We start from the raw sequence: 26,966 nt of genomic DNA on the forward strand, positions 1-26,966 counted from the left end.
TCCGGGCGGTGGAGCGCCCCGGCGAGCGGAAGGCACGCCCAGGAGGGGCGCAACACCCCGTCATGACGGCGAAGCGGCTGGTCGGACGGGGTGCGCAAGTGCTCACCCCTGGTGCGCGTTCGGGTGGCCCGCACCCGCCATCCCCCGGTGCGGGCCACATGTCTGACGTTCCGTCAGGAGACGGTCATGAACTTCGCCGTGCTGGGCACGCCCGCCGCGTCGAGGGCGAACAGCATGTACGTGCCGGGCAGGGCCACGCCCGGGTCCTCGGGGAGGGACACCCGGTAGGTGCCGGTGGCCGTCCGGGTGGAGGTCAGCGGGACGCGCCGCTGGTCGTTGTCGGTGGAGTGGGTGGCCGCCGCCGCCCGCATGAGGACGAAGGACTTCACCTCCTTGTCCGTCCGCACGGTGAGCGCCGTGCCGAGCGCGGCCCGGGGAGGCACCCCGCCGGTGATCGACGGACGCGGCTTGAGCGATCCGTCCGCGTCGAGCAGGTAGGGCGGTGTGAAGACGGACCCGTCGGGGTGGTTGGTGGCGCAGCCCTGGTCGGCGCAGAGTCCGCCGCCACCGGAGAAGACCCGCCCGTCCGGCAGCAGGTTGGCGACGCTGTGGTAGTTGCGCGGGACGGACATGGTGGCCAGCGGGGTGAACTTCCCGGTGGCCGGGTCCCACAGCTCCGGTGTCATGGCCGAGGTCGCGTCGCTGAAGGGCACCGGCATGGACTGCCCGCCGAACACGGCGACCTTGCCGTCGGGCAGGACGACACTGTTGCTGAAGGCGCGCGCGTGGTCCATGTCCCCGGTGCGGGCGGCCCCGGCCCGGTCGCCGGAGGCGGTCACCGTGTAGGCGCGGCGGGTCGCGGACTTCCTCTCGTAGGCGGGCCCGCCGCCCAGGGTGAGCAGTTTGCCGATGTCGTAGGGCACCGCGTTGCCGTTCATCGCGTCGCCGCTGTCGGCGCGGGTGCCGGCGTCGGTGAGGCTGCCGTCGCCGGTGGTCGTGATCCAGTGCATCTTCCTGCTCGGGCCCAGGTGGAGCACCTTGCCGCCGGGCAGGGCGTGCAGCCACATGTGGTTGTCGGCGCGGTAGGGCGAGTCCGGGTCGTCGGTCATCGTGGGGCCTACGGGAACACCGGGCAGCTTGCGCCACTTGCCGGTGTCCGGCGACCACACCTCGCCGTCCTTGCCGCCCCGGCCGCCGCTCCAGGATCCGCCCAGCACGAACGCGTCTCCCGTGGAGAGCAGGGTCATCGCCTGGTAGCCGCGGGCGATGTTCATCTCCGACGTCTTCGACCACGTGTCGGTCGCCGGGTCGTAGATGCTGGCCTTGTCCGCGTTGCTGCCGCCGGTGACCAGCACCCGGCCGTCGGCGAGCATCGCGATGCCGGGACAGAACATGTCGTGGCCGGTGTTGTCGATACGGCGCTGGGTGACCTGGTTGGTCTTCAGGTCCAGAACGGCCGTCTGCGTGTAGCCGTTGCTGCCGCCGAAGCGGTCGGTGGCGTAGGCGGACCAGGCGAGCATCTTGCCGCCCGGCAGGACGGCGGTGGCCACCGGCACCAGCGGGAAGCCGATGAGCCGGCCCCAGGAGCCGTGCGCGGACGGGTCGGCCGGGCCGCTCAGGCGGATCTCCCCCGCCGCCGCCCACGGACCGCGCCCGCCGGCCTCCGAGGTGACGGTCAGACGTACGTAACGGGCCCGCGCGGCCCGGGTGAAGGTGGCGGTCTTGACGGTGTCGTCGTCGCGCCAGGTGCCCCGGGCGACCGGCTCCCCGAAGGTGGTCCCGTCGGTGCTGGTGGTGACCGTGTAGGCGCCGGCGCGGCCGTTGGCCTTGCCCGGCCGGGGTTCGTAGCTCAGCGCCGAGACAGCGGACGTGCGATGCATGTCGACGGTGATGCTGTGCGGCAGGGGCGCGGGGGTGCCGCCGCTCCATCTGCTGTGCCAGAAGGTGCCGGCGTCACCGTCGAGGACGTTGCCGGCACGGCCGTCCTCACCGGCGCTCTCCTCGCTGCTCGCCGTGGCCGTCCAGCCGGTGCGGGACAGGTCGACGGTGGCGGACGGGGCGCCGGGGTCGCCCAGCAGGTCGATCTCGGCGGCGGCGGCCCAGGGCCCGCGTTCGCCCGCCTCGCCGAGCACGGTGAGCCGGACGTAGCGGGCTCCCTGCGGGGCGAAGCTCAGGGTTTTGGCGCTGCTGTCGTCGGCGAGGGTGCCGGTGCCGACCGGGTCAGCCCAGTCCTGCCCGTCCTCGCTGACGCTGATGCTGTACTCGCCGACGCGCCCGTTGGGGTTGTCGGCGCGGGGCCGGTAGACGAGCCCGGACACCACCGCCGTGCGGTGCATGTCGACGGTGAGGGTGTGCGGCGGGGGCGTGGCGGTGCCGCTCCACCGGGTGTGCCAGATGGTGCGGGCGTCGCCGTCGAGGACGTTGGCGGCGCGGCCGTTCTCGCGGGCGGTCTCCTCGCTGCTCGCCGTGGCCGTCCAGCCGTCCCGGTCCAGCACGGGTGCCGCCGCCTCCTTGGCGTTCGCCGGGACGACGGGGTGGTGCGGGGAGGACATCGCCGTCCTCTGACCGAAGGGCACGTCCAGGTGCCCCGGTGCGTGCCCGGCGGCGGCCGGCTCCGCCACGCCGAGCATCGGTGTCAGGCCCACCAGCAGGGAACCGAGGGCGAAGACGACGAGCCAGTGGGAGCGGTGGAGTCTTCGCGTCGAGTCGCGTAATCGTCCGGACGGCAAGGCAACCTCCTGAAGCACGGGGTGCGGCCCGGTTCGGGCCGACGCGAGCATTCAGTCCCGGTGAGGTGCTGTCCAGAGCGGACGAGGGCCCGGGCGAACAGGGGATTGACCTGCCCGGCGACGGTGCCGGCGACCGCCGGGGCCTGCGGCACAGGCAGACGGCCACCCGCGGGCTTCCGCCGCCCCGCGCCTCCCCCTCGCCGGACGTGGCGCGGTCACGACAATTGCTCAGGCACGGTGACCGATTGCCACACCCCGGCGGCTACCCGGTCACGCGGTCACCCGGTCACCCCGGTCACCCCGGTCACCCCGGTCACGCGGTCAACGCCTGGACCAGGTCGCGCAGTTGCCGCCGATTGCGCAGCTCCCCCTTGGCGTACATCCGGCCCAGGTAGTACTCCACCGTCTTGGTGCTGAGGTACAGCTCCCCCGCGATCTCCCGGTTCGTCCAGCCGCGTGCCACCAGCCGGGCCGTGTCCTTCTCCCGGTCGGTCAGCTCGCTCCAGAACCTCTCCGCCTGCGCCGCCCGGCCCGGTCCGGCGCCTTCGTCCCGCAGGGCGAGGCACTGCTCGAGCCAGGGCCGGGCCTGGAGCCCGCGGAACGCCCGCTCCGCGTCCGCCAGATGCGACTGGGCCTCCTCCGTCGCGCCCAGCTCGATGAGCGCGCGCCCCAGGTCGCAGCGCAGCAGGTTGCGGTGCAGCACCGGCTCACCTCCGGCGGGCGGTTCGGTGAGGCCGTCGCGGTAGGCCCGGACCGCCTCCCGCGTCTCGCCCCGGGCGTGCAGGACGGCGCCCCGCAGCCACAGCCGCGCGACGACCAACATGGCACCCGTCGGTTCGATCTCCTCCAGCGCCGTCAACGCCTCCTCGGCCGACGGCAGTTGCCCGGCGCGGGCGGCGGCGACGCCCAGGAGGGGCAGGAACCACGTCCCGTAGAGGCGGACCCGGCCCGCGTTGGCGGAGTCCTCCCGCGCCCGCCGCAGCCGTGTCATCACCTCCGGCCAGTCCTGCCGCACGAACGCGGCGATGGCCCCGGCCTGCAGCACATGGAAACCAGGTGCGGAGAAGTCCGTGGTGCGGGCGATCTCCTGGGCCGCGTTCAGGTCCGCCGCCATCTCCTCCCAGCGTCCCGCGCACGCGTGCTGGGTGGCACTCGCGGCGTGCAGCACCGCGAAGTCCACGTCGCGTCCCGAGACCTGTGCCTCGTCGAACGCCAGCGACACGGTGCGCCGGGCCTCCTCCCACTCCCCCAGCTGGAGGTGACACGAGGCGGCGTGCACCCGGGCGGCGAAGTCGGTGCGCCGGGTGAGCCCCGGGGCGCTCGTGCGGGCCATCGCGCGCAGGTCCGACAGGGCTTGGACCAGTTGCCCGGACAGTCCGCGCAGCGTGCCCCGGCACACGAGCGCGTCCAGGTCCGCCGGTGCGACGTCCGCCGGGTTGGGCCGCAGATGGGTCAGCATCCGCAGCCCTTCCGCCGGGCCGTGCGACAGGGCGGCGCCGTAGGCGAGGTTGGCGCGGGCCTCGCCGATGACCACCGGGTCGGAGGTCCGGGCCAGTGCGTAGCGGGCGAAGCGGGCCGACTGCTCGCCCAGGCCGAGGGAGCGTTGCAGGGTCGCCAGGTCTCCGGCGGCGCGGGCGGCGGCCTCCTCGTCGGCGCCGTCGAAACCCTCCCAGGCCTGGCGCAGGTGCTCGGCCGCGCTGACGTCGCGTCCCCGGGCGTACTCCAGGAAACCGAGGGCTTCCTGCCTGCGCGGTGACGGCGGGTGGGCTTCGACGCGGGAGGCGTACGCCAGGGCGGCGGCGTACTGTCCGCTGACGACGAGCAGCCGCACGGCCTGGAGCAGGGTGGCGTCGCGGGTGTCCGGGTCGGGGGAGACGGCCGACACCGCCAGGAGGTACTGGGCGGCGAGTGACAGGTCTCCCCCGGCCGCCTCACGCTGCGCGGCCCGGTCCAGCTCGGCCGCGAGTTCCGCGTCGTAGGAGGAGAGGGCGGCGACCCGGTGGCGCCAGCGCCGCGGCGGGTCGACGTGCTCGGCGGCCGTCCGGTGCAGGCGCCTGCGCTCGGGCAGGGGCAGCGAGGAGTACAGCGCGTCGCGCTGGCCGGAGTGGATGAGGTGCAGGCTCGGCTCCCCGGCCTCTTCGCGCCAGGTGACGGCGCCCGCCGCCACCAGGTCGTCGATGTGCCCGAGGACGTCCTCGTCGCCCGTCATCCGCTGCAGCAGCGGGACGGTCGCGGGGATGTCGAGCACGGCCAGCACGTCGAGCAGCAGCCGTCCGGCCGGAGGGAAGGAACGGGACCATTCCCGCACCGCCTCCGCCAGCGACGGCGGCACCTCGGCCGGCGAGGGCCGGTCGGGCAGCGAGCCCCCCTCCGGCGCGGCGAGCAGCGCCGTGAGGTACAGCGGGTTGCCGTCGCTCCACCGGCTGATGCGCAGCAGCTGGGACTCGGGCACGGCCGGGAGTCCCCGCGCGGCCAGGTACTCCCGGACACCCTGCGCGGAAAGCCCCCCGAGATCGAGCTGGGAGACGCCCCTGACGCTTCCGGTGAACCCCATGTCGCTCTTGGTGCGGCGGACCTGCTCGGTGACGACCAGGCAGAGGAGGTCGTCGTGGGTCATGCGCAGCACCGCGAAGGCGATCGCCTGGAGCGAGCTCGCGTCGGCCCAGTGGGCGTCCTCGATCACCAGCGCCGCGGGAGCGTCCCCCCGGAAGTCGTCGAGTACGTCGATGAGCGCACCGCCCGCGGCCATGACACTGGCGGTCTCCGGGACCAGGTTCACGCGGCGCTGCGCCAGGGGCAGTCCACCGCGCGCGTTCTGGATCATCCGGTTGACGGCCGCGTACTTGATGAGGCGTTCGGTCGGCACGCCCGCCACGCTCAGGATCCGGAAGTCCGGCAGCTCGCGGCAGAAGGCCTCGGTGAGCGCGGTCTTGCCGATGCCGGCGGGCCCGGAGAGGAAGACGACCTGCGCCTCCCGGCGGCGGGCCCGTTCGGCGGTGCCGAGCAGGAACCTCAGTTCGTCGCCACGCCCCACGATCCCTGACTGCGCCGCCATGAGCGTGGATGGTACGCATGCCCTGCCGGGCCCGCATGCCGGTGCCCGCTGAACGGAGCAACCCCGTGTCGCCGCCGTGCCCCGCGCCGACTGCTCACCTGCGGTGAGCGATCCCCCGGGGCGCCGCGCCCTGTCCCGCGGCTCCCGGTCGCGCCGGGCGGTCAGGGCGGGAGCCGGATCCCTTGCCTCGTACGGCCCGGCCGCCGTCTGCCGCCCGGCGGCAGGTGCGGACGCCGCGGGGGCGCCCGCCGTTGCGTGACGTCCTTCACGGCTGTCGCCGACGACAACCGGTGTGCGCCGTCCGTCCTCTCCGGCAGGCCCTTGGGACGCGCGACGGGGCCGTGAGAACGACCGAGGGAGCAGACCGCTTTGACCGCACAGTCACGCCCGTACCGGTCCAGGCACAGGTCCGCGGGCCGACCGCCCCGCGGCATCGGGAGCGGCGGCCGCCGCGGGAGACGGCGGTGGATCGACTACCCGCGTCACGGCCGGTCCGGCCCGCGCCGCTGGCTGCCGTCCTGGCGGCTGGTGTCCGGGACGCTGGCGGCCTGCCTGGCCGTGATGGCGGCGCTCTGCGTCGGCGTGTACCTCTACGTCGACGTCCCCGACCAGAACGCCGAGGTGCGGCAGGAGGCCAACGTCTACTACTGGGCCGACGGCAGCTCCATGGTCAGCGTCGGCTCGGTGCACCGGCGCAACGTGCCCCTGTCCCGGGTACCCGGCCCGGTCCGCGACGCGGTGCTCGCCGCGGAGAACGCCGACTTCTACAGCGACTCCGGCGTCTCGGTCGGCGGCATGGCCCGCGCGGCCGTCAACATGGTCCGGGGGCAGGAGACCCAGGGCGGTTCCACCATCACCCAGCAGTACGTGAAGAACACGTACCTGACCCAGGATCAGACCCTGACGAGAAAGGTGCAGGAACTCGCCATCGCCCTGAAGCTGGACCGCCGCATGTCCAAGGACGACATCCTCCAGGGGTACCTCAACACGAGCTGGTTCGGGCGCGGAGCCTACGGCATCCAGGCGGCGTCGTACGCGTACTACGGCGTGGACGTCAGCAGGCTGAACCCCTCCCAGGGCGCGTTCCTCGCCGCGCTGCTCAAGGGCGGCAACGAGTTCGACCCCTTCCGAGGCGAGGCGCAGCGGCACCGGGCCGAGAAGCGCTGGGCGTGGATCCTGGACCGCGAGGTCGAGCGGGGCATGATGGATCGCTCGGAACGCGCGCGGTACACCGAGTTCCCCACACCCCGCAGACAGACCCTGGCCACCAGTCTGGGCGGCCAGAACGGCTATCTGGTCGACCTCGCCAAGCGTTACGTGAAGAAGCGGACCGGTCTCACCGACGCCGAGCTGGACCGGGGCGGCTACCAGATCCACACCACGTTCGAGAAGGACGCGATGCGGCGGCTGGGGCGCTCCGTCGAGGACGCCCTGCGCGACATCCGTTCCTCCCGGCGCGCGAAGGACCGGCATGTGCAGGTGGGGGCGGCGTCCGTGCGGCCGGGTGACGGTGCGATCCTCGCGGTCCACGGCGGTGCCGACGCGCTGAAGCAGTTCAGCAACAACGCCGACACGGCCGGTGTCCCGGCCGGAGGGGTGTTCAAGCCGTTCGTGCTGGCCGCCGCGATGCAGTACGGGGTGCGCACCCATGACGGCGGGAGGGTCTTGCGCTTCCTCCCCGAGAGCTACTACGACGCCACCGGCGGGTTCCACCTGGGCGGCGTCCCGGGAGCCGCGGATGGCCGGGGAGCGGTGCCGTCACTGTCCTCAGACGTCCCGACGCTGCGCGACGCGCTGGTCGCGTCCGCCCATCTCACCTTCCGTCGGCTGGGCGCCGACACGGGCCTGAAACAGGTACGGAGACTGGCCGTCGACGCGGGGATGCTGCGCGCGACCATGGCGCCGCTGAACGAGGAGTTCCCGCTCGGCACGTCCTCGCCCAGCGCCATCCGGGTCGCCACCGCCTACGCGACGTTCGCCGACGGCGGGACGCGGCACGAGCCGTACTCGGTGACCAAGGTGCTGCGCAAGGGGGAACGGATCGCGGGGTTCTCCCGGCCGCGCGGCAGCCGGGCGATGGCGGAGTTCGTCGCTCGGCAGATGACGTCGGTGCTGCGCGACGCGGCCAGGAGCACCACGGGCCCGGGCGGTCGCTACGCCGGCATGTCCACGGGTGGCCGGGAGACGCAGCGGGTCGCCTGGTTCGCCGGTTACGGGGACGACCTGGCCACGGCGGTCACGCTGTTCCGCGCCGAGCCCGGAAAGGCGCTGCTGCCGCTCGCCGGTACCGGCGGCCCGGGGCCGGCGAGCGCACAGCGGCTGCCGGGACGGATCTGGACCTCGTACATGGAGGCCATGTCCCGGTGAGGGCGTCTGGCGCCGCCGTGCCGGGTCAGTGGTTGTGTGCGGCGGAGGCGAGGCCGGTGATCCGCGAGGGCGTGAGGGCGTCCTGGAAGACCCGTACGTCGTCCAGGTAGCCCCGGAACAGATCGGCCCCGGTACCGCCGCGCTGGCCGCGCCCCACCGTGAAGGGGCCGTTCGCCCGCCATGCGGAGGTGTGGCTCGCGGTGCCCTGGAGGGTGCCGTTGACGTACAGCCGCAGCTGCCGCTTCCCGGCGTCGTACACCCCGGTGAGGTGCTGCCACCCGTCCGGGGCGGCCGGGGCCGAGGAGCGGGCGTCGTCCCGGGGCGCGTCCGCGGAGTCCGCGCCGCCCATGGTCATGTGCCAGCGGTCGTCGGCGGCGCTGTAGCGCAGGAGGAAGCCGCTGACGTTCGCACCGTCCTGTGCGGCGAGCGTGTAGTCCCCGCCCCCGGGTCGGGGCCGTGCCCAGAGCGCGACGGTGAAGCTGCGGGAGGTGTCCAGCACGGCCTGCGTGGTTTGGACATGGCTCTTGCCGTCGAAGAAGACGGAGCCCTCCCGGTCCGGCCGCCAGTCGACATAGCCGTGGTACTCGCCCGGCCGGCCGAAGGAGGAGGTGTCCTTCGGGCGGGCCCCCCAGGTGCGGAAGTCCCAGCGCAGGGCGGCCTGCGCGTGGCCGAGGCGGGCAGGCGGGGCGGGCTCGGGGGACGGGGACGGCTTGCCCGCGCCGGAGGACCGGGCCGGCCCGGGCTTCGGCGGCGGGGCGCTGGCCGGGATGTCGGTGAGGCCGCCCGGCCGCGGGGGCGAGGAGCTGGTCCAGTGGTTCCACTTGTCCCCGTGCTGCACCGCGTTTGCCGTACGGGTCTCGGGCGCCGGGTCGGGGGCGCCGCCGGTCATCAGAGCCGCCCCGGACACGGCCAGGACCGCGGCGACGGCCACGGCGGCCCACCACAGGCGACGCTCACCGCGCCACGGGGCGGGCTCGTGCGCGGAGGCGACGGCACGCACCTCGGGCAGCAGCCGCGCTCCCGCCCGCTCCTGCCGGTAGTGCCGTCCCTCCCAGGGCAGCAGTTCCTGGGCCAGCAAAGGCGCCCACTGCCCCGTGTGGAGCCGCGACACCTCACGGAACGCCCGTGCGCAGCCCTCGCAGCCCTGCACATGTCCCGCCAGTTCGCCGCCGCCGCGCACCGGGCGGTCGAGGCCCGTGCGGGCCGTCGTCAGCACCAGACGGCTGTAGGGCCGGCACGGGGGTGACACGGACTCCTCGTACAACCGCCCGTACACGGCGCGGAACTCGTCCTCCACGGTCTCGCTCCACCGCCGTACGACGGCGGTGGAGCTGCCGGTGCAGCGCGCGGCGAGGGTGAGGTCCTCGCCCTCGACGAAGACATGCCAGAGCACGGTCTGGAGCCGGCCGGGCAGCCCGCGGAACGCCGCGACGAGCAGCGGCACCTCGCCCGTGGCGTGGTCCGCCGGCACCGGGGCGGGTATCTCCCCGCGGGATCCTTCCAGCCAGGTGAGGAGGCCGGGCACGAGGTGGCGGCGGGCGTCGGTCCCGCTCCACGCGGCGGCGGTGTGCAGGACCGTGTTCAGCAGGTGGGGCCGCCATGCGAGGTCGCCGTCGTGGAGGAACGTCTGGGCCGCCGTGCGCTGTGCGGAGGTGCGCAGCAGTTCGGCGGCGGCCGGGGTGGTGGTGCACCGGGCGGCGTAGGCGCCCACCGCGGTGTCGTGGCGGTCGGCCAGTTCCCCGGCGGCCTTCTCCTGGGCGAGCGGGTCGTCGGTGGCGGGCTGCACGAGCGCCGCGCGCACCAGCTCGCGGTCGTCGGGCACCGGCCCGTCCAGCGGGAGGGCGAGGGGCGGGGTGGCAGCGCCGGCGGTGTGGGGGAGCCGGCACCCGAACTGGGGCACGTCGTTTCTCCTGAGGAATGTGGTCGCTCGTCGAGGAGGGCCCCCGGTCTCGCGCGCGCGTTCCTGTCACCCCGCCGCCGCACGACGTCCCGGCTGCCGCCCCGACGCACGCGGTCGGCGGCAAGAGGCACCGTGGGCACGGGACTTCGCCGTGCGGGGGGATCACGGCGAAGTCCCGGCCCACCGTGCCACACCCGGAGATCGCAGCCCAGTGGCGGCCGGACGCGGTGGAGGTGCCTTCCGTACGGCGGAAAGACCGGTCGGACGGTTTCCGCACGGTCAGGGGCCGTGCGGCGCGGGCAGTGCCGTCGCCGGGCCCCGCGAACTGCTCGTCCCTCCTGAGCGGTTCGCGAGTGCGGCGGGAGCTCTCCCGCCGGGCCCTGCGGTCCTGCCCGACCGGGTCCGACGTGCCGCGCCGCCCGCCCACCGGGCTCCCCGGGAGCCCGCGGGCGGGCCTCGGGCCGCACCGGACCGGAGCGCGGCCGGTACGGCGTTCGCGGGACGGCCCGACGGCTCCGGCGCGCTCGTCCTCACGACCCGCTGAGGGTGGGGACGTCCGGGTGTGACCGGCCCGGACGTCCCCGGCCCGGCACGCGGGCGCACACAGGTGCCGCTAGCGCGGCCGGTGTGCCTCGATCAGCCGCTCCATGATCGCCTCGCGCCGGGTGTCCACGACACGCCGGGCGGGATCCTCGTCGTACCAGGCGACGATCTCCCGGGCCCCCTGCGTGAACGGAACGGAAGCCGTGAACTCGGGCACCAGCCGCCGCACCTTGGTGTTGTCGAAGACCATCGAGTGGGCCTTGTCGCCCAGGAGGTCCTCACCCCAGGCCGGGTCGGCGGCGGCGATCGCGTCGGAGGGCACATGGACCAGCCGCGGCTCGTCAACCCCGGCGGCACCGGCCATGATCCGGTAGATCTCGTCCCAGCTCAGCACCTCGTCACCGGTGATGTGGAAGGTCTCCCCCAGCGCCCCGGGGTGGCCCAGGAGCCCGGTGAAGCCCAGCGCGAAGTCGGTGTGGTGCGTCAGCGTCCACAGTGAGGTGCCGTCGCCGTGGACCATCACCTCCTTGCCCTGCCGCATCCGCTCCACCGCGGTCCAGCCGCCGTCGAAGGGCACGGCGGTGCGGTCGTAGGTGTGGGAGGGCCGTACGACGGTGACGGGCAGGCCCCGCTCGCGGTGGGCCCGGGCGAGCAGTTCCTCGCAGGCGATCTTGTTCCGGGCGTAGGCGGAGTTCGGGTTGTGCAGCCGCGCCGTCTCGGGGACCGGCACCCGGGCGGGGGGCCTCTGGTAGGCGGCGGCGGTGGCGATGAACACGTACTGGCCGGTGCGCCCGGCGAACAGGTCGACGGACAGGGCGACCTGCTCGGTCGTGAAGCCCAGGAAGTCGACGACGACGTCGAACTCCCGGCCGCCCAGGGCCGCGCGCACCCCGTCGCCGTCACGGACGTCGGCGGTGATCACGGTGGCGCCCTCGGGCGCGGGTCGTGCGGCGGAGACGCTGCGGTTGAGCAGGTGCACATCGGCGCCGAGTTCGGCGGCGCGCGCGGCGCAGGCCGAGCTGATCACTCCGGTGCCGCCGATGAACAGGACGCTCCGGCCCTTGATGTGGTGGGTGGTCATGAGGGGTGCCGCTCCTCGGGGGTGGGGGGACGGTGGCTCGCCGTGCAGCCGGGGGGTGCCGGGTCACTCGCCGGGGAACGTCACGCCCAGGTCGGCGCGGATCCGGTCGAGGGCCCGCATGACGCGCAGCGTCTCGTCGAGCGGCATGAGGTCCGACTCCGTCCTGCCCGCGGCCACGCACCGGGCCACCTCGGCGGCCTCGAAGCACAGGCCTCCCTCGCGCAGGGCGGGGACGTGATGGCCGAGCAGTTCGTCGGACCGCCCGATCAGCCGGACCGTCGCCGGTGCGTAGAAGGGGCCCTCGATCTCCAGCCGGGCCCGGGTGCCCGAGATCGACGCGGTGGTGGGGGTGCGGGCGTGGAGGGTGGTGTTGAGCACGCCGTGCGCACCGGCGTCGTTGGTGACGACGACCGACGCCTGGCCGTCGACGCCGGTGTGGGTGGTGGCCCCGACGGTGGTGAGCGAGGCGAACGGCCCCAGCACCATGGACGCGAAGGACACCGGGTAGACGCCCAGGTCCAGCAGGGCCCCGCCGGCCAGTTCGGGGGCGAACAGCCGGTGGGCGGTGGCCGGGTCCATGAACTGGCCGTGGTCCGCGGTCACCGTGCGCACCTCGCCCAGCAGCCCGAGGTCGAGCACCTGGCGGACGATGTCCATGTGCGGCAGGAAGCGCGTCCACATCGCCTCCATGCAGAACACGCCCTTGGCGCGGGCGGCTTCGATGAGCTGCTCGGCCTCCCGCGCGTTGCGGGTGAAGGCCTTCTCCACCAGGACGTGCTTGCCGGCCTCGACCGCCTGGAGGGCCTGGGCGAAGTGCTCGGAGTGCGGTGAGGCGATGTACACGACGTCGACCCGCGCGTCGTCGACGACCTCGGCGTAGCCGCCGTGGGCGGCCGTTGTGCCGAACCGGTCGGCGAAGGCGCGGGCCCGCCCGGCGTCGCGTGAGCCGACCGCCACGATGCGCTGCTCGGTGTGCGCGCGCAGCGCCCCGGCGAACGACGCGGCGATACCGCCCGGGGCGATCACACCCCAGTTGAGGACCGGCGCGTCGCGCGGGGAGGGAGTCCGGGGCGCGGGCAGCACCGTACGGGCGGTGCGGTCCGCGCGTCCGTCGGCCTGGCGGGTCTGCGGCATGGGGCTCCTCGGGGGGAGGTACGGGCGAGATGCGTACGGCGTCGGGGGTGCGGCGTCGAACCCCCGGCGGGGCGGCGTCACGTGGCGCCGGGCCGGTGTGCGGGGCGGGTCCGGTCCGGCGCCACCGCGCGTTCCCTCTCCGACGTGCGGACAGGGGCCCGGCCATGCAAACGGATCACGGCGGAGGGACGCAAGCCGTTTCCGGCCGGTACGGCGACTGCCGGAACACCGCCCCCGAATCCACGCCGAACTGCTCACCCACCCTGCACGATGCCCACCGGGCACGAGGCAGGCTCCGGCTGTCGGTGAAGGTCCTCGGTCGGCTCCACCGCCGAGGTCGAGTGGGAGTTCGTCACGCGCGGCTGATCACCCCTCGTCCCGGCCGGCCCACCAACGGCGGAGTTCGTAGCGGGAGCGGATGCCGAGCTTGCCGTAGATGTTGCCGAGGTGGAAGCCGACCGAAGCGGGGGTGACGAACAGCCGGGCCGCCACCTCACGGTTGCTCATACCGCTGCTGACGAGCCGGGCCACCTCCGTCTCCCGGGCGGTCAGCGCGAACGGCTCGGTCCGGCCGGGCATGCGCAGGGCGCGCAGCCCGGCCGCGCACCTCGCGCGCAGGGGTTCCGCTCCCAGCCGCGCGGCGATCGTCCAGGCCGCACGGTAGCGGTCGACCGCGTCGCGGCGGCGGCCCGTCGCCGCGAGGAACTCGGCGTGGTCCGCCTGGTAGCGGGCGTAGTACCAGGGGGCCGCCGACTCGAAGGGCCCGGCGGCGGCGTCGGCCTCGGCGTAGAGCCGGGCGGTGGCCTCGCGGGAGCCGGTGAGCGCCATGGCACGGGCCTCCACCCCGGACGCGCAGGCGCGCACCCACGGCGGCAGCCCGGCCGACTGTGCGCGCCGCAGGGAGCCGAGGAGGGAGGCGGCCAGTGCCGTGTCCCCGGCGGTGACCGCGGCGCGCGCGAGTTCGGCCTTGCGCCACGGCAGCAGGGGGCCCGAGAACACGTCCAGGGCCAGGCGGTGTTCGGGGGCCGTGAGGCAGGCGGCGGCCTGCGTCCCGTCGGCGTCGGCGACGAGCGCCCGGAACAACCGCGCCACGGCCTCCGGCACGGAGGTCTCCACCGGTTGCGTCTCGACGCCCGGTTCGGAGATTCCCGTCGGTTGCGCGTCGACGTCCCATACGGAGACTCCTGCCGGCCGCGCATCGGCGTCCGGCACGGAGGTTCCCGTCGGCTGCACGTCGACGCCCGGTTCGGAGGCACCCGTCGGTCGCACGTCGGCGTCCCACACGGAGGCACCCGTCCGCCGCGCGTCGGTGTCCGGCTCGGGGGCACCCGTCGGTCGCGCGTCGACGTCCGGCACGAAGGCCTCCACCGGTCGCGCGTCGGTGTCCGGCGGGGCTTGCCCCGGATGTCCCTCGGCGTCCGTCGGCTGCGGTGTGCCGCTGCCGCGGGCTGCCGCGATCAGGTCCAGCAGTTCCTGCCCGCGCGCCCGCCACAGGGGGCTCGACGACCTCAGGGCGACCCTGCCGGTCGCCTCCGCCGGGCCCCACGCGCCGCGCAGCCACTGGGCATGGCCCCGGACAACCAGGGCCGCCTCCCGGACGTGGTTTCCGCCGAGGACGGTACGCACCGCCGCCTCGCACCCCTCGGCGTCCCCGGCCTCCAGACGCAGCCACGCCTCGGTGACCGCCGCCCGGTCGCGTGCCTCCATCGAGGCGCGCGGCGCGGCGGTCAGTACGCTCAGGGCCTTGACCGGGCCTTCGGCGGAGGCGGTCAGCACGGCGTTCAAGCAGCGCCGGGCGCCCTCCCAGTACGGGTCGCCGGCGTGCGCGGGAGCCCAGCGGGCGAGGTGTTCGCGCAGTTCGGCCGCGGGCGTTCCGGTGAGCCACCGGGCCTCGACGGCCCAGACGACCGCTGCCTCCAGTCCCCCGTCCTCGCCCGCCAGCCGCAGTTCCCGGCAGGCCTCGCCGAGCCGTAGCGCGCCTTCGGCGAACCGGCCCTCCAGCACCGCGAGCCGGCCGGCCAGCGCGCGGTGCCGGGCGGAGGCGGTGTCCGCCTCCACCCGCGCGAGCGCTCGGCGGGCGTGCTCCAGGTCGTGGGCCCGCAGCGCGAACTCGGCCGCGTCGGCCGTCCTGCGGGCTGCCCGGCCGGCACCGGCCGACACATCCGCCGCGCGCCGGGCGAGTTCGGCGGCCCGCGCCGGGCGTCCGCGCGCCGCCAGTCGTCTGGCCTGGGCGTCCAGTTGCCGGGCCAGGTCCTCGTCGGGTCCGCGGGCGGCCGCCGCGCGGTGCAGCAGGGCGGCGGCGCCCTGGGCGTGCCGGGCGGCCCAGCCGTGGGCGAAGCAGGTCTCCGGGGCGCTCATCGTGGCGATGACCAGGGTCCGCATCGGCCCGGCCACCGACACCCGGCCCTCGCCGGGGTGCCAGAGGACCAGTCCGGCCTCCGCGGCGGCCTCGACGATCGGCGCCACCTCCTGTGTGTGCTCGACGAGTTCACCGAGCCGCTGGAGCGGGACCTCCTCGCCGAGCACGGCCAGACACTGCACGAGCCGCCGGTAGGCCCGGGGCAACCGCACGGCCTGCCCGCCCCGGAGGCCGGGCCGGACGCGGGGTTCGAGTCCGGCACCGGTCGCGGGACCCGATCCAGGTCCGGCACCGGTCGCGGGACCGCGGCCGGGTTCGGGCCCGACACCGGATTCGGCCCCGGCGCCCGGCAAGAGAGCGTGCCCGGGCCCGGCGGCGGTTCCGCACCCCGCGGCCGCTCCGCACCCCGCGGCAGGCCCGGGCCGGACCCCGGTCCCGGCCCCGGCGGATGCCCCGGGCCCGAATCGACGTCCTGACCCCGGCGCGGGCGCCGGTCGCGGGCCCGGCGCGGGGCGGTACGGGGCCGTGCGCAGCACCAGGTCAAGACCCCTCGGTACCGGCCGCCCCGGTACCGAGGGGTCCGTGTCCGTCCACGACGCGACGTGCCCGTCCTTCAGGAGCAGGAGGGCGGCTTCGACGGCCGGGACGGAGCTGTCGTCCGAGGACGCCGTGCGCGACCCCGCGGACCCCGGCGGTTCGTCACACCGGGGCCCCGGGGGCGCCGGTGTGGTGTCCGCACGCATACGGGTCCCTCCTCTGCTCGGACAACGCGTCACCGCCCAGTACGCGGGCGGTGACGTGTCTGATCAGCGGGAAGGGCACCCGGCGTCAACTGCTCAGTGTGGCCGAGCGGTTGCCCTCGGATCAGGGCAGGTTGCGGGAGATGACGAGCCGCATGATGTCGGAAGTGCCCTCCTCGATCTCCTCCAGCTTCGCGTCCCGCATCCACTGCTCCATGGGGTACTCGCGCGAGTAGCCCCAGCCGCCCATCGTCTGCAGTCCGGCCCAGGTGCAGAACATGGCCGTCTCCGACGCCGTCAGCTTGGCCATCGCGGCCAGTCCGGTGACGTCCCCGCCCGCGTCGACGACCCGCGCGGCGTGCAGGACCTGCAACCGCGCGACGTGGATGCGGTTGGCCATGTCGGCCAGGCGGAAGGCGACGGCCTGGTGCTCGATGATCGGCTTGCCGAACTGCTCGCGGGTGCGGGCGTAGTCACGGGCGTACTCGTAGGCGGCGCGGGCCGCGCCGACGGCCGCGGCGCCCAGCACGATCCGGGAGATGTCGAAGGTGCGCATCAGCCCGACGAAGCCCTCACCCTCCGCGCCGAGCCGGTCCTCCTCGGGGACGAGGACGTCGCTGAGGAACACCTCGCGGCAGACGATGGCGCGCTGGCCCATCTTCCGCATGGGCTCGCCGAAGGTCAGCCCGTCGGTGCCGGCGCGCAGCAGGAAGGCGCTGACGCCCCGGGACCGCAGGGCGGGGTCGGTCTTGGCGAAGACGACGTAGAAGCGGGCCGCTCCGGCGTTGGAGATCCACGCCTTCTGCCCGTTCAGGAGATAGCCGCCGTCGACCTTCTTCGCGGTGGTGGTGATGGAGGCGGCGTCGGACCCGGAGCCCGGTTCGGTGGTGGCCAGTGACGTCATGGGCGCGTCCGGGCCGACCAGGGGTCCCAGCCAGCGCCGCTGCTGCTCCTCGGTGCCGAGGGCCAGCAGCGGGTCGGCGAAGAACCCGTTCGAGCAGAGCAGGTTGCCGATGCCGGGGTCGCCGAAGCAGAGCTCCTCCTGCACCAGGCACTGGGTGAAGACGTCGGTGAAACCGCCGCCGCCCAGGTCCTCGGGCAGCATGAAGTCGGTGATGCCGATCTTCGCTGCCTCGCGCCACAGGTCGACGGGCGTCTGGACGTCCGCCTCGTCCACCTCGCGGCCGCGCGGCCGGATCTCGTTGCGTGCGAAGTCCCGGCACAGGTCCACGACGGCGCGCTGCTCGTCGGTCAGCGGCCAGGGTTCCCTCAGGTCGTTCATGCTGCTCCAATCTCAGCCGGGGGCCGTTCCATCAGGTGGATCAGGGTGGGCCGGTCGGCCTCCAGGGCCACGCCGAGCGCGCGGACCAGCTGTTCCTCGTCGTCGGCGCGCACGCCGTGGCAGCCCATGGCGCGGGCCACGAGGGCGAAGTCGACCGGGGGCAGGTCCACGGCGTGGACGGGCTCGTCCCGGGCGGCCATCTCGTCGCGTATCTCGCCGTAGCCGCCGTTGTCGACGACGACCACGGGCAGCGCCAGCCCCAGCTGCGCGGCGGTGGCCAGTTCCTGCACGGTGAACATCACCCCGCCGTCGCCGTGCAGGGCGATCACGGGCACCTCGGGGCGGGCCAGCTTGGCCCCGATGGCGGCGGGCAGCCCGTAGCCGAGGGTGCCCAGGCCCGTCGGGTACAGGAACGAACGGGGCGTGTGGCCGGGCAGGTTGGACAGGGCGCCGTAGTAGCAGGCCATCGTGGAGTCGCCGGCCAGGACCCCCTCGCGTCCCAGGGCCGTCGCCAGGGCCCGGGTCAGCCCCAGGTGGGCGGCGCCTTCGGCGCGGGCCTGCTCCCGGTGGTGCGCGCGGGCGCGCGCGGCGCGTTCGGCGCCCTGGGCCGCCGCGCCGGGGCGGATCAGGTGCTCCAGGAGCGAGCCGAGGGCGAGGGCCGCGTCGGCGACGAGTGCGACGTCGGGCAGGGCGTTGGCGGTGACGGCCTCGGCGTCGGCGTCGATCCGGATCAGCGGGCCGGGGATGTCGAGCGGCCCGAACCACAGGTCGCTGGGGGCGAGTTCGGTGCCCACCGCGATCACGGCGTCGCTGTCGCGCACCAGGTCGCGCACGGCCTGGTGGTGCAGTCCGGCACCGACGGCCAGGGGGTGGTCGTCGGGCAGGACGCCCTTGCCGTTGGCGGTGGTGACGACGGGCGCGCCCAGCCGTTCGGCCAGGGCGCGCAGTTGTACGGCGGCGCCGTTGCCGCCGCCGCCCGCGACGAGGACCGGCCGCACCGCGTCGGCGAGGATCCGGGCGGCGGCCCTGACCTTCGGCAGGGACGGGGCGAGGCGCGGGACCGTGACCGGTTCGGCGATCGTGACCTCGGCCCGCTCGTCGAGCAGGTCGAGGGGGATCTCCAGATGCACGGGGCGGGGCCGCCCGCCGGTCATCGCGGCGAACGCGCGGGCCACCGCGACCGGGATCTCCTCGACGGCGGTGACGCGGTGGCTGTAGGCGACGACGGCGTCCAGCGCGGCCCGCTGGTCCTTCACCTCGTGCAGATAGCCGTTGCCCCGCCCGGGGTGGCGCAGCGGCAGGCCGGGCGAGAGGAACAGCACGGGCACGGAGTCGGAGTAGGCCTGGGCCGCGGCGGTGGCGGCGTTGAGCAGGGCCGGGCCGGTGGTGGTCAGGCAGACCCCGGGCCGTCCCGAGGCGCGGGCCCAGCCGTCGGCGGCGAATCCGGCGCCCTGCTCGTGCCGGGGGGTGACGTCGCGTACGCCGTAGCGGGAAAGGGCCGCGTAGACGGGCAGGTTGTGGGTGCCAGGGATGCCGAAGACGGTGTCGGTGCCATGGGCGCGCAGGGCCGCGACGAGCGCCTCGCCGCCGGTGAGCTTCTCGCTCATGACGCGGCCCCCGGGTCGGTGTAGACGGGCTTGCCGAGCCACTGGCCGCCGTCGACGGTGAGCACCTCGCCGGTGATGTAGGCGGCGCCGTCGCCGAGCAGGAACGCGGCGGTCCGGGCCACTTCCTCGGGGGTGGTGAAGCGGGCGGCGGGCACGCTGGCGAGGACGCGGGCGCGGGCGTCCTCGGTCGGCCACAGCGCGGCCGAGGCGCCCTCGGTCTCCGTCGGGCCGGGGGCCAGGCAGTTCAGCCGGACGCCGCGCGGGGCCCATTCCACGGCCAGGGTGCGTGTCATGGCGAGCACGCCGGCCTTGGCCGCGGCGCTGTGCACGGTGCCGGGGTGGCCGTGCCAGGCGTAGCTGGCGATGACGTTGAGGACGGCGCCGCCGCCCTGGTCGAGCATGTGGCGGGCGGCGGCCCGGGTGCAGTGGAAGGTGCCGTTGAGCACGATGTCGATGACGGCCTTCCAGCCGCCCGGGGAGAGCTTCTCGCCGGGCACGACGAAGTTGCCGGCGGCGTTGTTGACCAGGGCGTCGAGCCGGCCGTGCCGCTGTGCGACCGCGTCCACGGCCGTCTCGACGGCGGCGGCGTCACGGACGTCGCAGGTGACGGCGTCGGCGCTGCCGCCCGCGGCCTCGATCAGTTTCACGGTCTCGTTCAGCGCGTCCTCGCGGCGGCCCAGCACGGTGACGTGCCCGCCGCCCGCGGCCCAACGCCGGGCGACGGCCCGGCCGATGCCGGAGCCGCCACCGGTGACCAGCGCCACCCGTCCGGCGAACTCCCGCGATGGTGTCCCGTCGTTCATGTCTCTCCCTGTGTGTCGTGGCCCGGGCCGTCGGCCGGGGCGAGCAGCAGCGCGTCGACGGCGACGGCTCCGTCGGGACCGACCCGCAGCGGGTTGATCTCCAGTTCGATCCGCTCGCCCCGGTACCGGGTGATGAGGCGGGAGACCGCCACCACGGCGTGCACCAGGGCGTCGAGATCGGCCGGGGGCGCTCCGCGCCAGCCGGTGAGCAGGGGGGCGCAGCGCAGCCGGAGGATCATCGCGCGGGCCTGTTCGGGGGAGACGGGCGCGCATTCGGTGACGGTGTCGCGGTGCACCTCGGCCCGGGTGCCGCCCGCGCCGACGGTGACGACCGGGCCGATGCCGGGCGCGCGGCGGGCGCCGACGATCAGCTCGGTGACATCGGAGCGGACGTCCTGCTCCTCCAGCAGGTAGGGGCCCTCGCCCAGGCGTCCGCGCATCTCGTCGAAGGCCGCGGTGGCCGCGGTGGCGTCGGCGAGGCCGATCCGCACCCCGCCCGCCTCGGTCTTGTGCTCCAGCCAGGGCGCCTTCAGCACGAAGGGCGGCCTCAACTCGGCGAACGCGGCGAGCAGTCGGGCCCGGTCGGGCACCCGGCGCGCCTCGGGGAAGACGATCCCGGCGCCGAGCAGATCGGCCCGGGTCTCCCAGAATCCGGCGGGGGCGCGGGTGTCGGGGGCGCCGGGAGCGGGCTCCCGCACCGGCCGGGCGTCCAGTTCGACGGCGCCGGACAGGGCCCGCGAGGCGGCGCCGACGGTGGGGAACACCGGGACGCCGAGGGCGCGCAGCAGGTCGGCTGCCTCGCCGTCGGCGCCCATGGAGTGCAGCACGAGGGCCCGTCCGTAGGTGACCGGCAGCGCGGCCAGGGCGGCGGCCTCGTCCTGCTCGGCTCCGGCGAGGGCGGTGCTGTCCAGCCCGTAGCGGCCGAAGTAGCCCGACATCAGGACGCTGTCGACCTCGCCGGAGCGCAGCAGGGCGCGGGCGACCGCGGTGTAGCTGGACAGGTCCTGCTCCCCCGCGCCGGCGAGGTCGACGGGGTTGTCGGTGGCGGCGGTCTCCGGCAGCAGGGCGGCGATCTCGCCGGCGAGCGGGGCACTCAGCCGGGGGACGGTGAGGCCGTCGCGGTGGGCGCAGTCGGCGGCCAGCGCGCCCTGTCCGCCGCTGTCGCTGAGGACGGCGATGCGCCGGCCCCGGGGCGGGGTGCCCGCGGCGACGCAGGCGGCCACGTCGACCAGCGCGGCGGGGGTGGGCACGCGCAGGGCTCCGGCGGCGCGGCAGGCCGCGTCGACCAGCTCCGCGGGGGAGGTGAGGGCGCTGGTGTGGGAGCGGGCGGCGCGGGCCCCGGCCTCGCTGTCCCCGGCGCTCAGCACGAGCACCGGCTTGCCCGCCCGGCGCAGCCGCCGTACGGCGGCGAAGACGCGCTCCCCGTCACCGAAGCTCTCGGCGTACAGGGCGACGACGGCGGTGGAGGCGTGATCGGCGAGGTCGTCGAGCAGCTCCGCCATGGTGACGTCCACCTGGCCGCCGACCGAGACGAAGCGGGAGATGCCGAGCCCGGCGCCGCGGGCCAGCTGGGCGAGTTCGCTGCCGACCTGTCCGCTCTGGGAGACGATGGCCAGCCGCCCGGGCTGGAAGTCCCCCCAGGCGATGTGCAGTTCGGTCTCGGCGTCGTACAGGCCGAGGCTGCTGGGGCCGATGATCCTGGCCCCGGCGGCGGTGATGCGCGCGGCCAGGCCCGCCGCGTCGGGCACCCCGGCGGTGATGCCGAGGAAGCCGCGCACGCCGAGGCCGAGTGCCTCGTCGATGACGGGGGCGACATGGGGGGCGGGGACGCACACGGCGACGAGGTCCGGCACCTCGGGCAGCGCCGTGAGCGTGGGCGCCGTCGGCGCGCCCAGGATGTCGCTGCCGCCGTGTGAGACGAGGTGTACCGATCGCCGGTCGCGGCCGGCGAGGGCGCCGCGCGCCAGCCAGTGGCCCCACTTGGCGGGGTTCGAGGAGGCCCCGACGACGGCCACCGACGCCGGGTCGCGGAACACGGCGAGTGAGGAACGCGGGGGGCCGGCCGCGGGCGGGTCGGTCATGAGTCTCGACTCCTCGTTCGCAGAAGACCGGAGGACCGGAGGGAACCGGCGGACCGGAAGGTCGTTACTGACTGGCGCTACAGTCAGTAAGACGGATCGTGAGGTGTCTTCTGCCGAGATGTCAATGGCTCTCACCAGCAGCATGCCAAAGGGAAAGTCACTGACTTGCGAGTCAGCAACAGAATCAGAATCTATTGACATCCCCAGGGCGGTCCGCCATCGTCGAAGCACAGCCGCCACCCGCGGGGGCCCCACCCGGCCGACGCGCCGGGACCCCAACCGGGCGGCACCGCTTCTGCGCAGCGAAAAGGACCTCCATGAGCGCTCACGCAGCTACCCGGACCTTCGATGTCGTCGTCATCGGCCTGGGCGGACTGGGATCAGCCGCGGCCTGGCATCTCGCCCGCTCCGGACGCCGCGTCCTCGGACTCGAGCAGTTCGCGTTCGGGCACGACCGCGGGGCCTCCCACGACACCTCACGGATCCTCAGGCACAGCTACCACCGGCCCGACTACGTCCGGCTCACCCACCACGCCTACGCGGACTGGGCCACGCTGGAGGAGGCCTCCGGTCAGAAGCTGGTGACCACCACCGGCGGGATCGACCTGTGCCCCGAGGGCTCGGCGCTCCCCCTGGACGACTACACCAAGAGCCTGGACACCGAGCGGATCCCCTACGAGGTGCTCGACGTCGAGGAGGTCCGCGCCCGCTGGCCGCAGGTCAGGCTCCCGGACGGCACCTCCACCCTCTACCAGGAGCGCACCTCCATCGTGCCGGCGGCGCAGTCGGTGGCCGCGATGCAGCGCCTGGCGGTGCAGTCCGGCGCCGTGCTGATGGACCGCACCCCGGTCACTCAGGTGCACCACGGGGCGAACGGCGTCGAGGTGGTGACGCCCGCCGGGCGCTTCTGCGCCGAGAAGGTGGTGCTGTGCGGCGACGCGTGGACCAACCGGCTGCTGGAGCCGCTGGGCGCCGCCATCCCGCTCACGGTCCTCGACCAGCAGATCACCTACTTCGAGCCGGCCGACCCGGCCCGGTACGCCCCCGAGGTGTTCCCGGTGTGGATCTGGCTCGACGACCCGAGCTTCTTCGGCTTCCCCTGCTACGGCGAGGCCACGATCAAGGCCGGTGAGGACTGCGGCGGGCCCGAGGTCACCCCGGAGACCCGCACCGGCACCACCGACCCGGTCATGCTGGAACGCCTGTCGTCGTTCATGGCGGCGACCTTCCCGGGCAGCGGCGCCCCCGTGCGCTCCAAGCGCTGTCTGTACACGCTCACCCCCGACCGTGACTTCGTGCTCGGCGCCGTACCCGGGGCGGAGCGGATCCTGGTCGGTCTCGGCGCGGGGCACGCCTACAAGTTCGCCCCGACCCTGGGCCGGATGCTGGCCGAACTCGCCGGTGATCCGGCGCTCGGCGCCACCGAGCCGTACACACCCTTCCGGCTGGACCGGCCGGCCCTCACCGACCCGGACCACCCGGTCAACTGGATGACCTGACCGGCCGCCGGCCCGCACCACCTTCCTGCCTCGACATCGCCCCGCACCGGGCAAAGGGACGGACGACGCATGACTGCCACCATCACCACCTCCGGCGCCACGACCACCCGCAGTCCGTATCTGGAGGTCGTCTGGACCGATCCGGTCACCGGCCGTCAGGGCTTCGTGGTCATCGACCGGCTCGTCCGCGGCGTGGCCAGCGGCGGGCTGCGGATGCGGGACGGCTGCACCCTGGAGGAAGTGCGCGGGCTCGCCGCCGGCATGACCCGCAAGGAGGCGCTGCACTACGACCCGGCCCGGCGCTACATACCGCTCGGCGGCGCGAAGGGCGGCATCGACTTCGACCCGCGCGACCCCGGGAGCCCGGCGGTGCTCGGCCGGTTCCTCCAGGGGATCAAGCCGCTGCTGCGCGACTACTGGACCACGGGCGAGGACCTGGGGGTGCGGCAGGACAGCGTCGACGAGGCCGCGGCGAAGATCGGCCTGGACAGCACCATCGAGGCGATCTACCCGCTGCTGGACGATCCGGTGACGGCCCGGCTGCGGCTCGCGGACGCGTTCGCGGTCACCGTCGACGGGGTGCCCCTGCCCGAACTCGTCGGCGGACTGGGGGTCGCGGAGTCCGCTCTGACGGCCCTGGACCGCATCGGCCTGGAGTACGGCGCGGCCCGGGCGGTCGTGCAGGGCTTCGGGTCGATGGGCGGCGCCACCGCCCGCTATCTCGCCCGGGCGGGTGTGAAGGTGGTGGCCGTCGCCGACGCGCACGGTGTCGTCGCCAACCCCGAAGGTCTCGACGTGGAACGGCTGCTGCTCACCCGGGACGCCTTCGGCGCGGTCGACCGCGCGCAGCTGCGCCCGCAGGACACCGAGGCGGACGGCGGCACCTGGCTCGACATCGAGTGCGAGGTGCTGGTGCCCGCGGCGGTCTCCTACTGCGTCACACCGGCCGACCAGCACCGGATCACGGCGCGGGTGATCGCCGAGGCGGCGAACATGCCGGTGCTGCCCGAGGCCGAGGCGGCGCTGCACGCCCGCGGGGTGACGGTGCTGCCGGACTTCGTGGTCAACTCCGCCACCAACGCCTGGTGGTGGTGGACCCTGTTCGGTGACATCGGCGCCGACTCCGGCGAGGCCCATGCCATGGTCCGCGCGGCCATGCGCCGGCTCACCTCGAACATGCTCGACAGCGCCGACGCGGGGGGTGTCACCCCGCGACAGGCCGCTCAGGCCGTCGTGGAGCACAACCTCACCGCCATCGATGCCGCGTTCACCTGACCCCCGCACGTCCCGGGCGCTCCGGCCGGGAGTCCGAGCGCAGGAGGCGGAAGGACTGCAGGGTGACGCAGGGGCGCTCACCCTCGCACCGGGCCACGACGCGCAGATTCTGCCGTCCGGGCAGCGGCTCGACGCGGACCTCTAGCGGTTCCCCGTCGGCGCCCGTCGACATCAGGTCGACGGACGCCCACAGCTTGCCCTTGCCCTTGCCCGTGTAGAACTCCAGCCGTTGCGCCCGCTCGGCGAGTTCGGAGACGCGCACGCCGAGCCGGTCGTAGCGCGCGGTGCCGAACCGCACGCCCTCGTAGCCCACTTGTGCTCCGTCGGTGAGCCGCAGGGCGTGCGGCCCGCCCTGCGGGGCCGGTGTGACCGGGCCCTGTGAGTAGGCGAACGCGTCGGCGCGGACCTCTCCCTCGGCCGGGGGCGGGGTGCCGTCCGGCGCGGACGGTCCCGGCGAGGCGGGCCCCGGGTCGGGGTCGGTGTTCGTGCCGGTCACCCAGTACACGGTCAGCGCCGTGCCGGCCAGCACCCCCGACGCGACCGCGAGGGCCACGGCCCGGCGTCGCTTCGCCGGCGCCATGAGTCTGCGGTACGCCGACGGCTTGCGGTGACGCGCCCGTCCCGCCGCCGGGGGACCCGCACCCCCCGAGCGCGCCGCCGGGGCGCCCGCGGGCGAGGTGCCCGCGGTGGACGCGGCACGACGGCGCGGGCGCTTGGGGAGGGTGAACGAAGGGCCGCGCAGTTGCCGCTTGTTGGCCTGGTACTCGTGCACCGGCCACCACCCCAGCAGCCGCAGCGGCAGATGCCGCGAGGCGCGGGCGTCCAGGTCGACGAGGTCTTCGTACAGCGCGAAACAGCGCGGGCAGTTGCCCAGGTGGTCGGCGACGGCGGGGTCCAGGGGCGCCCCGGGGAAGTCGGTGACGGACTGGAGGTACTGCAGGCAGTCGGCGTTCTCCATCCGCTCGCAGTACAGGTCTATGCGGACCTGCCGCAGCGTCAGGTTCGCGCGTTGCAGACCACGGGCCAGCTCGTCGCCGTACAGCCCGCTGATCGCCGCGATGTCCGAGTCGTCGTCGCCCTCGGCCAGGCCGTGCCACAGCAGGCACTGGGCCATGGGCGGCAACTGCTCGTAGGCGAGGGCGAGCTGACCGTCGTCCAGCATCGGCCACATGGAACCGCCGCGGATCCACCTGGTGAACTCCGGCAGGAAGGAGTGGGGGGATCGCAGGGCCCGGGTCACCGCGGCCAGGCGGACCGACTCCAGCAACCGGAGCCGGACGCAGCCCGAGTGACGGCCGTGCTCCAGCGGGACGGGGGAGACGATCTGGTCGCGGAGATAGCCGAAGGCGGACGCGACCAGATCCTTCGCCACCGGGACGGACGGCGTGCAGGTCAGCGCGTAGGCGAGGGCGGCGTCCCCGTGGCGCCGGTGGATCACCTCGAACAGCGGGCCTTGTCCGGCGCGGACGGCCCGAAGCAGTTCGGCGTCCCCCCGGCTCTCCGTCCTGGTACGCGACGCTATGGCGGTCAGCGCCATGACGCAGACGTCCTCCCCTCGCCCACCGAGCCCGCGACGTCCGCGGATTTCGGGATTGCATGATAAGAGCATGAATCGCGCTCACGGGAGCCCGAGCATCAGGGAAAACGAATTCGATTGCTCTTCACCGTGGCGGGAATGACGACCAGCGTGGTGTTCACCCCGCTCTTCCTGAGCGCGGCGACTATCTCCGCGTTGGCATGCGAGTCGGTCACCAGGGTGTTGATGGAGCCGACGTCCGCGATTTTCGCCTGATGCACCCGCCCGAGTTTCGAACTGTCCGCGACGACGATTTTGTGCTGGGCCTGCTCCAGCATGATGCGGTCGATCTCCGCACCGCGCGCGCTGTGCCGGGTGAAACCGACTTCAGGACTGATGCCGTCCACGCCGACGATCGCGAAATCGAATTGGTACGAACGCAAGGTCTTCTCCGCGGCCCGGCCGACGAGGTCGTTGGACAGGGGGCGCGCGGTGCCCCCGGTGACCACGACACTGACCACCTGGCGCGCCATGAGGGACGTCGCCGTGTCGAGGCCGTTGGTGACGACCGTCAGATCCGGGCGGCCGGCCAGACTGCTGGCGACGAAGCCGACCGTGCTGCCCCCGCTCAGCGCCATGGTGAGCGGCCGGGACGGTATCAGGGAGGAGGCCAGCGCACCGATCCGGCGCTTGGCCTCGGTGTTCTGTGAGCGGCGCAGGCTGACGGGCAGTTCCGCGCCGCGCCGGGCGGCGGCGATCTTGCCGTAGGAGCGGCGGATCAGTCCCTTCTCCTCCATCACCGCCAGGTCCCGGCGCACGGTGGCGCCCGAGACCCCGAGGATCGTCGGCAGGAACCGCACCTGGAGCTCCCCGCGCTGTGACAGGAGCGCCAGGACGGTCGAGATCCGCGTATCGCGTGTCCGGTCGGTCATCGTCGGCTCCGTGGTGCCGTCGAGACAGATGTCCGGAAGGTTCCGCCGGCACATCGCGCGACC

15 protein-coding genes are annotated in these 26,966 nt (G+C 74.4%); 3 read left to right on the plus strand and 12 right to left on the minus strand.

Features of this window, described 5'->3' with window-relative positions:
• Window positions 1-173 precede the first annotated feature (173 nt).
• Window positions 174-2,729, minus strand: a complete 2,556-nt coding sequence (locus ACFZDE_RS34060) for a discoidin domain-containing protein (protein WP_391206787.1) — start codon at window positions 2,727-2,729, stop codon at window positions 174-176.
• Between the two features lie 313 nt (window positions 2,730-3,042).
• Window positions 3,043-5,784, minus strand: a complete 2,742-nt coding sequence (locus ACFZDE_RS34065) for an AAA family ATPase (protein ID WP_391206790.1) — start codon at window positions 5,782-5,784, stop codon at window positions 3,043-3,045.
• 369 nt (window positions 5,785-6,153) lie between these two features.
• Here ACFZDE_RS34065 and ACFZDE_RS34070 point away from each other — a divergent pair, with 369 nt between their 5' ends.
• A complete protein-coding gene (locus tag ACFZDE_RS34070) occupies window positions 6,154-8,151 on the plus strand; it encodes a transglycosylase domain-containing protein (protein WP_391206793.1) in 1,998 nt (665 codons plus the stop codon).
• 25 nt (window positions 8,152-8,176) lie between these two features.
• On the opposite strand, the gene ACFZDE_RS34075 is transcribed toward ACFZDE_RS34070, so the two are convergent.
• The 8 genes from ACFZDE_RS34075 to ACFZDE_RS34110 all read right to left on the minus strand — a co-directional run bounded on the left by ACFZDE_RS34075 (window position 8,177) and on the right by ACFZDE_RS34110 (window position 21,681).
• Window positions 8,177-10,051 (minus strand): LamG-like jellyroll fold domain-containing protein, encoded by a 1,875-nt coding sequence (locus ACFZDE_RS34075; protein WP_391206796.1) that lies wholly within the window; start codon window positions 10,049-10,051, stop codon window positions 8,177-8,179.
• Window positions 10,052-10,664: 613 nt separating this feature from the next.
• The gene (locus ACFZDE_RS34080) at window positions 10,665-11,675 is read right to left on the minus strand and encodes an NAD-dependent epimerase/dehydratase family protein (protein ID WP_391005159.1); all 1,011 of its coding nucleotides are present in this window, start codon (window positions 11,673-11,675) and stop codon (window positions 10,665-10,667) included.
• Window positions 11,676-11,738: 63 nt separating this feature from the next.
• Window positions 11,739-12,809, minus strand: a complete 1,071-nt coding sequence (locus tag ACFZDE_RS34085) for a Gfo/Idh/MocA family oxidoreductase (RefSeq protein WP_391206800.1) — start codon at window positions 12,807-12,809, stop codon at window positions 11,739-11,741.
• Between the two features lie 366 nt (window positions 12,810-13,175).
• Window positions 13,176-15,380: a LuxR C-terminal-related transcriptional regulator gene (locus ACFZDE_RS34090; protein ID WP_391206803.1), complete on the minus strand. Its 2,205-nt coding sequence runs from the start codon at window positions 15,378-15,380 to the stop codon at window positions 13,176-13,178.
• 652 nt (window positions 15,381-16,032) lie between these two features.
• Window positions 16,033-17,190 carry an acyl-CoA dehydrogenase family protein gene (locus ACFZDE_RS34095; RefSeq protein WP_391206806.1) on the minus strand — a complete coding sequence of 386 codons (1,158 nt, stop codon included), beginning with the start codon at window positions 17,188-17,190 and terminating at the stop codon, window positions 16,033-16,035.
• Entirely contained in the window at window positions 17,187-18,797 is a 1,611-nt protein-coding gene (locus ACFZDE_RS34100; RefSeq protein ID WP_391206809.1) for a 5-guanidino-2-oxopentanoate decarboxylase, read from the minus strand. The genes ACFZDE_RS34095 and ACFZDE_RS34100 overlap by 4 nt, the downstream gene beginning before the upstream one ends.
• A complete protein-coding gene (locus ACFZDE_RS34105) occupies window positions 18,794-19,600 on the minus strand; it encodes an SDR family oxidoreductase (RefSeq protein ID WP_391206813.1) in 807 nt (268 codons plus the stop codon). The genes ACFZDE_RS34100 and ACFZDE_RS34105 overlap by 4 nt, the downstream gene beginning before the upstream one ends.
• On the minus strand, window positions 19,597-21,681 hold the full coding sequence (locus ACFZDE_RS34110; RefSeq protein WP_391206816.1) for an acetate--CoA ligase family protein: 2,085 nt from the start codon (window positions 21,679-21,681) through the stop codon (window positions 19,597-19,599). The genes ACFZDE_RS34105 and ACFZDE_RS34110 overlap by 4 nt, the downstream gene beginning before the upstream one ends.
• Window positions 21,682-21,998: 317 nt before the next feature.
• On the opposite strand from ACFZDE_RS34110, the gene solA reads away from it, so the two are divergent.
• Both solA and ACFZDE_RS34120 read left to right on the plus strand, forming a co-directional pair.
• Window positions 21,999-23,180 carry an N-methyl-L-tryptophan oxidase gene (solA, locus tag ACFZDE_RS34115; protein WP_391005173.1) on the plus strand — a complete coding sequence of 394 codons (1,182 nt, stop codon included), beginning with the start codon at window positions 21,999-22,001 and terminating at the stop codon, window positions 23,178-23,180.
• Between the two features lie 69 nt (window positions 23,181-23,249).
• Window positions 23,250-24,455 (plus strand): Glu/Leu/Phe/Val dehydrogenase dimerization domain-containing protein, encoded by a 1,206-nt coding sequence (locus tag ACFZDE_RS34120; RefSeq protein ID WP_391005175.1) that lies wholly within the window; start codon window positions 23,250-23,252, stop codon window positions 24,453-24,455.
• Here ACFZDE_RS34120 and ACFZDE_RS34125 read toward each other — a convergent pair.
• Both ACFZDE_RS34125 and ACFZDE_RS34130 read right to left on the minus strand, forming a co-directional pair.
• Complete coding sequence (locus tag ACFZDE_RS34125; protein ID WP_391206818.1) at window positions 24,448-25,992, minus strand: hypothetical protein; 1,545 nt, start codon at window positions 25,990-25,992, stop codon at window positions 24,448-24,450. The genes ACFZDE_RS34120 and ACFZDE_RS34125 overlap by 8 nt on opposite strands.
• 98 nt (window positions 25,993-26,090) lie before the next feature.
• Window positions 26,091-26,957 (minus strand): DeoR family transcriptional regulator, encoded by an 867-nt coding sequence (locus ACFZDE_RS34130; protein WP_391005342.1) that lies wholly within the window; start codon window positions 26,955-26,957, stop codon window positions 26,091-26,093.
• Between the last annotated feature and the right edge of the window lie 9 nt (window positions 26,958-26,966).

Source organism: Streptomyces sp. NPDC007929 (assembly GCF_042959065.1).
Lineage (GTDB): Bacteria > Actinomycetota > Actinomycetes > Streptomycetales > Streptomycetaceae > Streptomyces.

Bases quoted from the DNA above. Each gene is read 5' to 3' on its own strand.
- ACFZDE_RS34105 (WP_391206813.1), bottom strand. From the start codon at position 19,600: ATGAACGACGGGACACCATCGCGGGAGTTCGCCGGACGGGTGGCGCTG.
- ACFZDE_RS34120 (WP_391005175.1), top strand. From the start codon at position 23,250: ATGACTGCCACCATCACCACCTCCGGCGCCACGACCACCCGCAGTCCG.
- ACFZDE_RS34130 (WP_391005342.1), bottom strand. From the start codon at position 26,957: ATGTGCCGGCGGAACCTTCCGGACATCTGTCTCGACGGCACCACGGAG.
- ACFZDE_RS34110 (WP_391206816.1), bottom strand. From the start codon at position 21,681: ATGACCGACCCGCCCGCGGCCGGCCCCCCGCGTTCCTCACTCGCCGTG.
- ACFZDE_RS34065 (WP_391206790.1), bottom strand. From the start codon at position 5,784: ATGGCGGCGCAGTCAGGGATCGTGGGGCGTGGCGACGAACTGAGGTTC.
- ACFZDE_RS34095 (WP_391206806.1), bottom strand. From the start codon at position 17,190: ATGAACGACCTGAGGGAACCCTGGCCGCTGACCGACGAGCAGCGCGCC.
- ACFZDE_RS34100 (WP_391206809.1), bottom strand. From the start codon at position 18,797: ATGAGCGAGAAGCTCACCGGCGGCGAGGCGCTCGTCGCGGCCCTGCGC.
- ACFZDE_RS34085 (WP_391206800.1), bottom strand. From the start codon at position 12,809: ATGCCGCAGACCCGCCAGGCCGACGGACGCGCGGACCGCACCGCCCGT.
- solA (WP_391005173.1), top strand. From the start codon at position 21,999: ATGAGCGCTCACGCAGCTACCCGGACCTTCGATGTCGTCGTCATCGGC.
- ACFZDE_RS34080 (WP_391005159.1), bottom strand. From the start codon at position 11,675: ATGACCACCCACCACATCAAGGGCCGGAGCGTCCTGTTCATCGGCGGC.
- ACFZDE_RS34125 (WP_391206818.1), bottom strand. From the start codon at position 25,992: ATGGCGCTGACCGCCATAGCGTCGCGTACCAGGACGGAGAGCCGGGGG.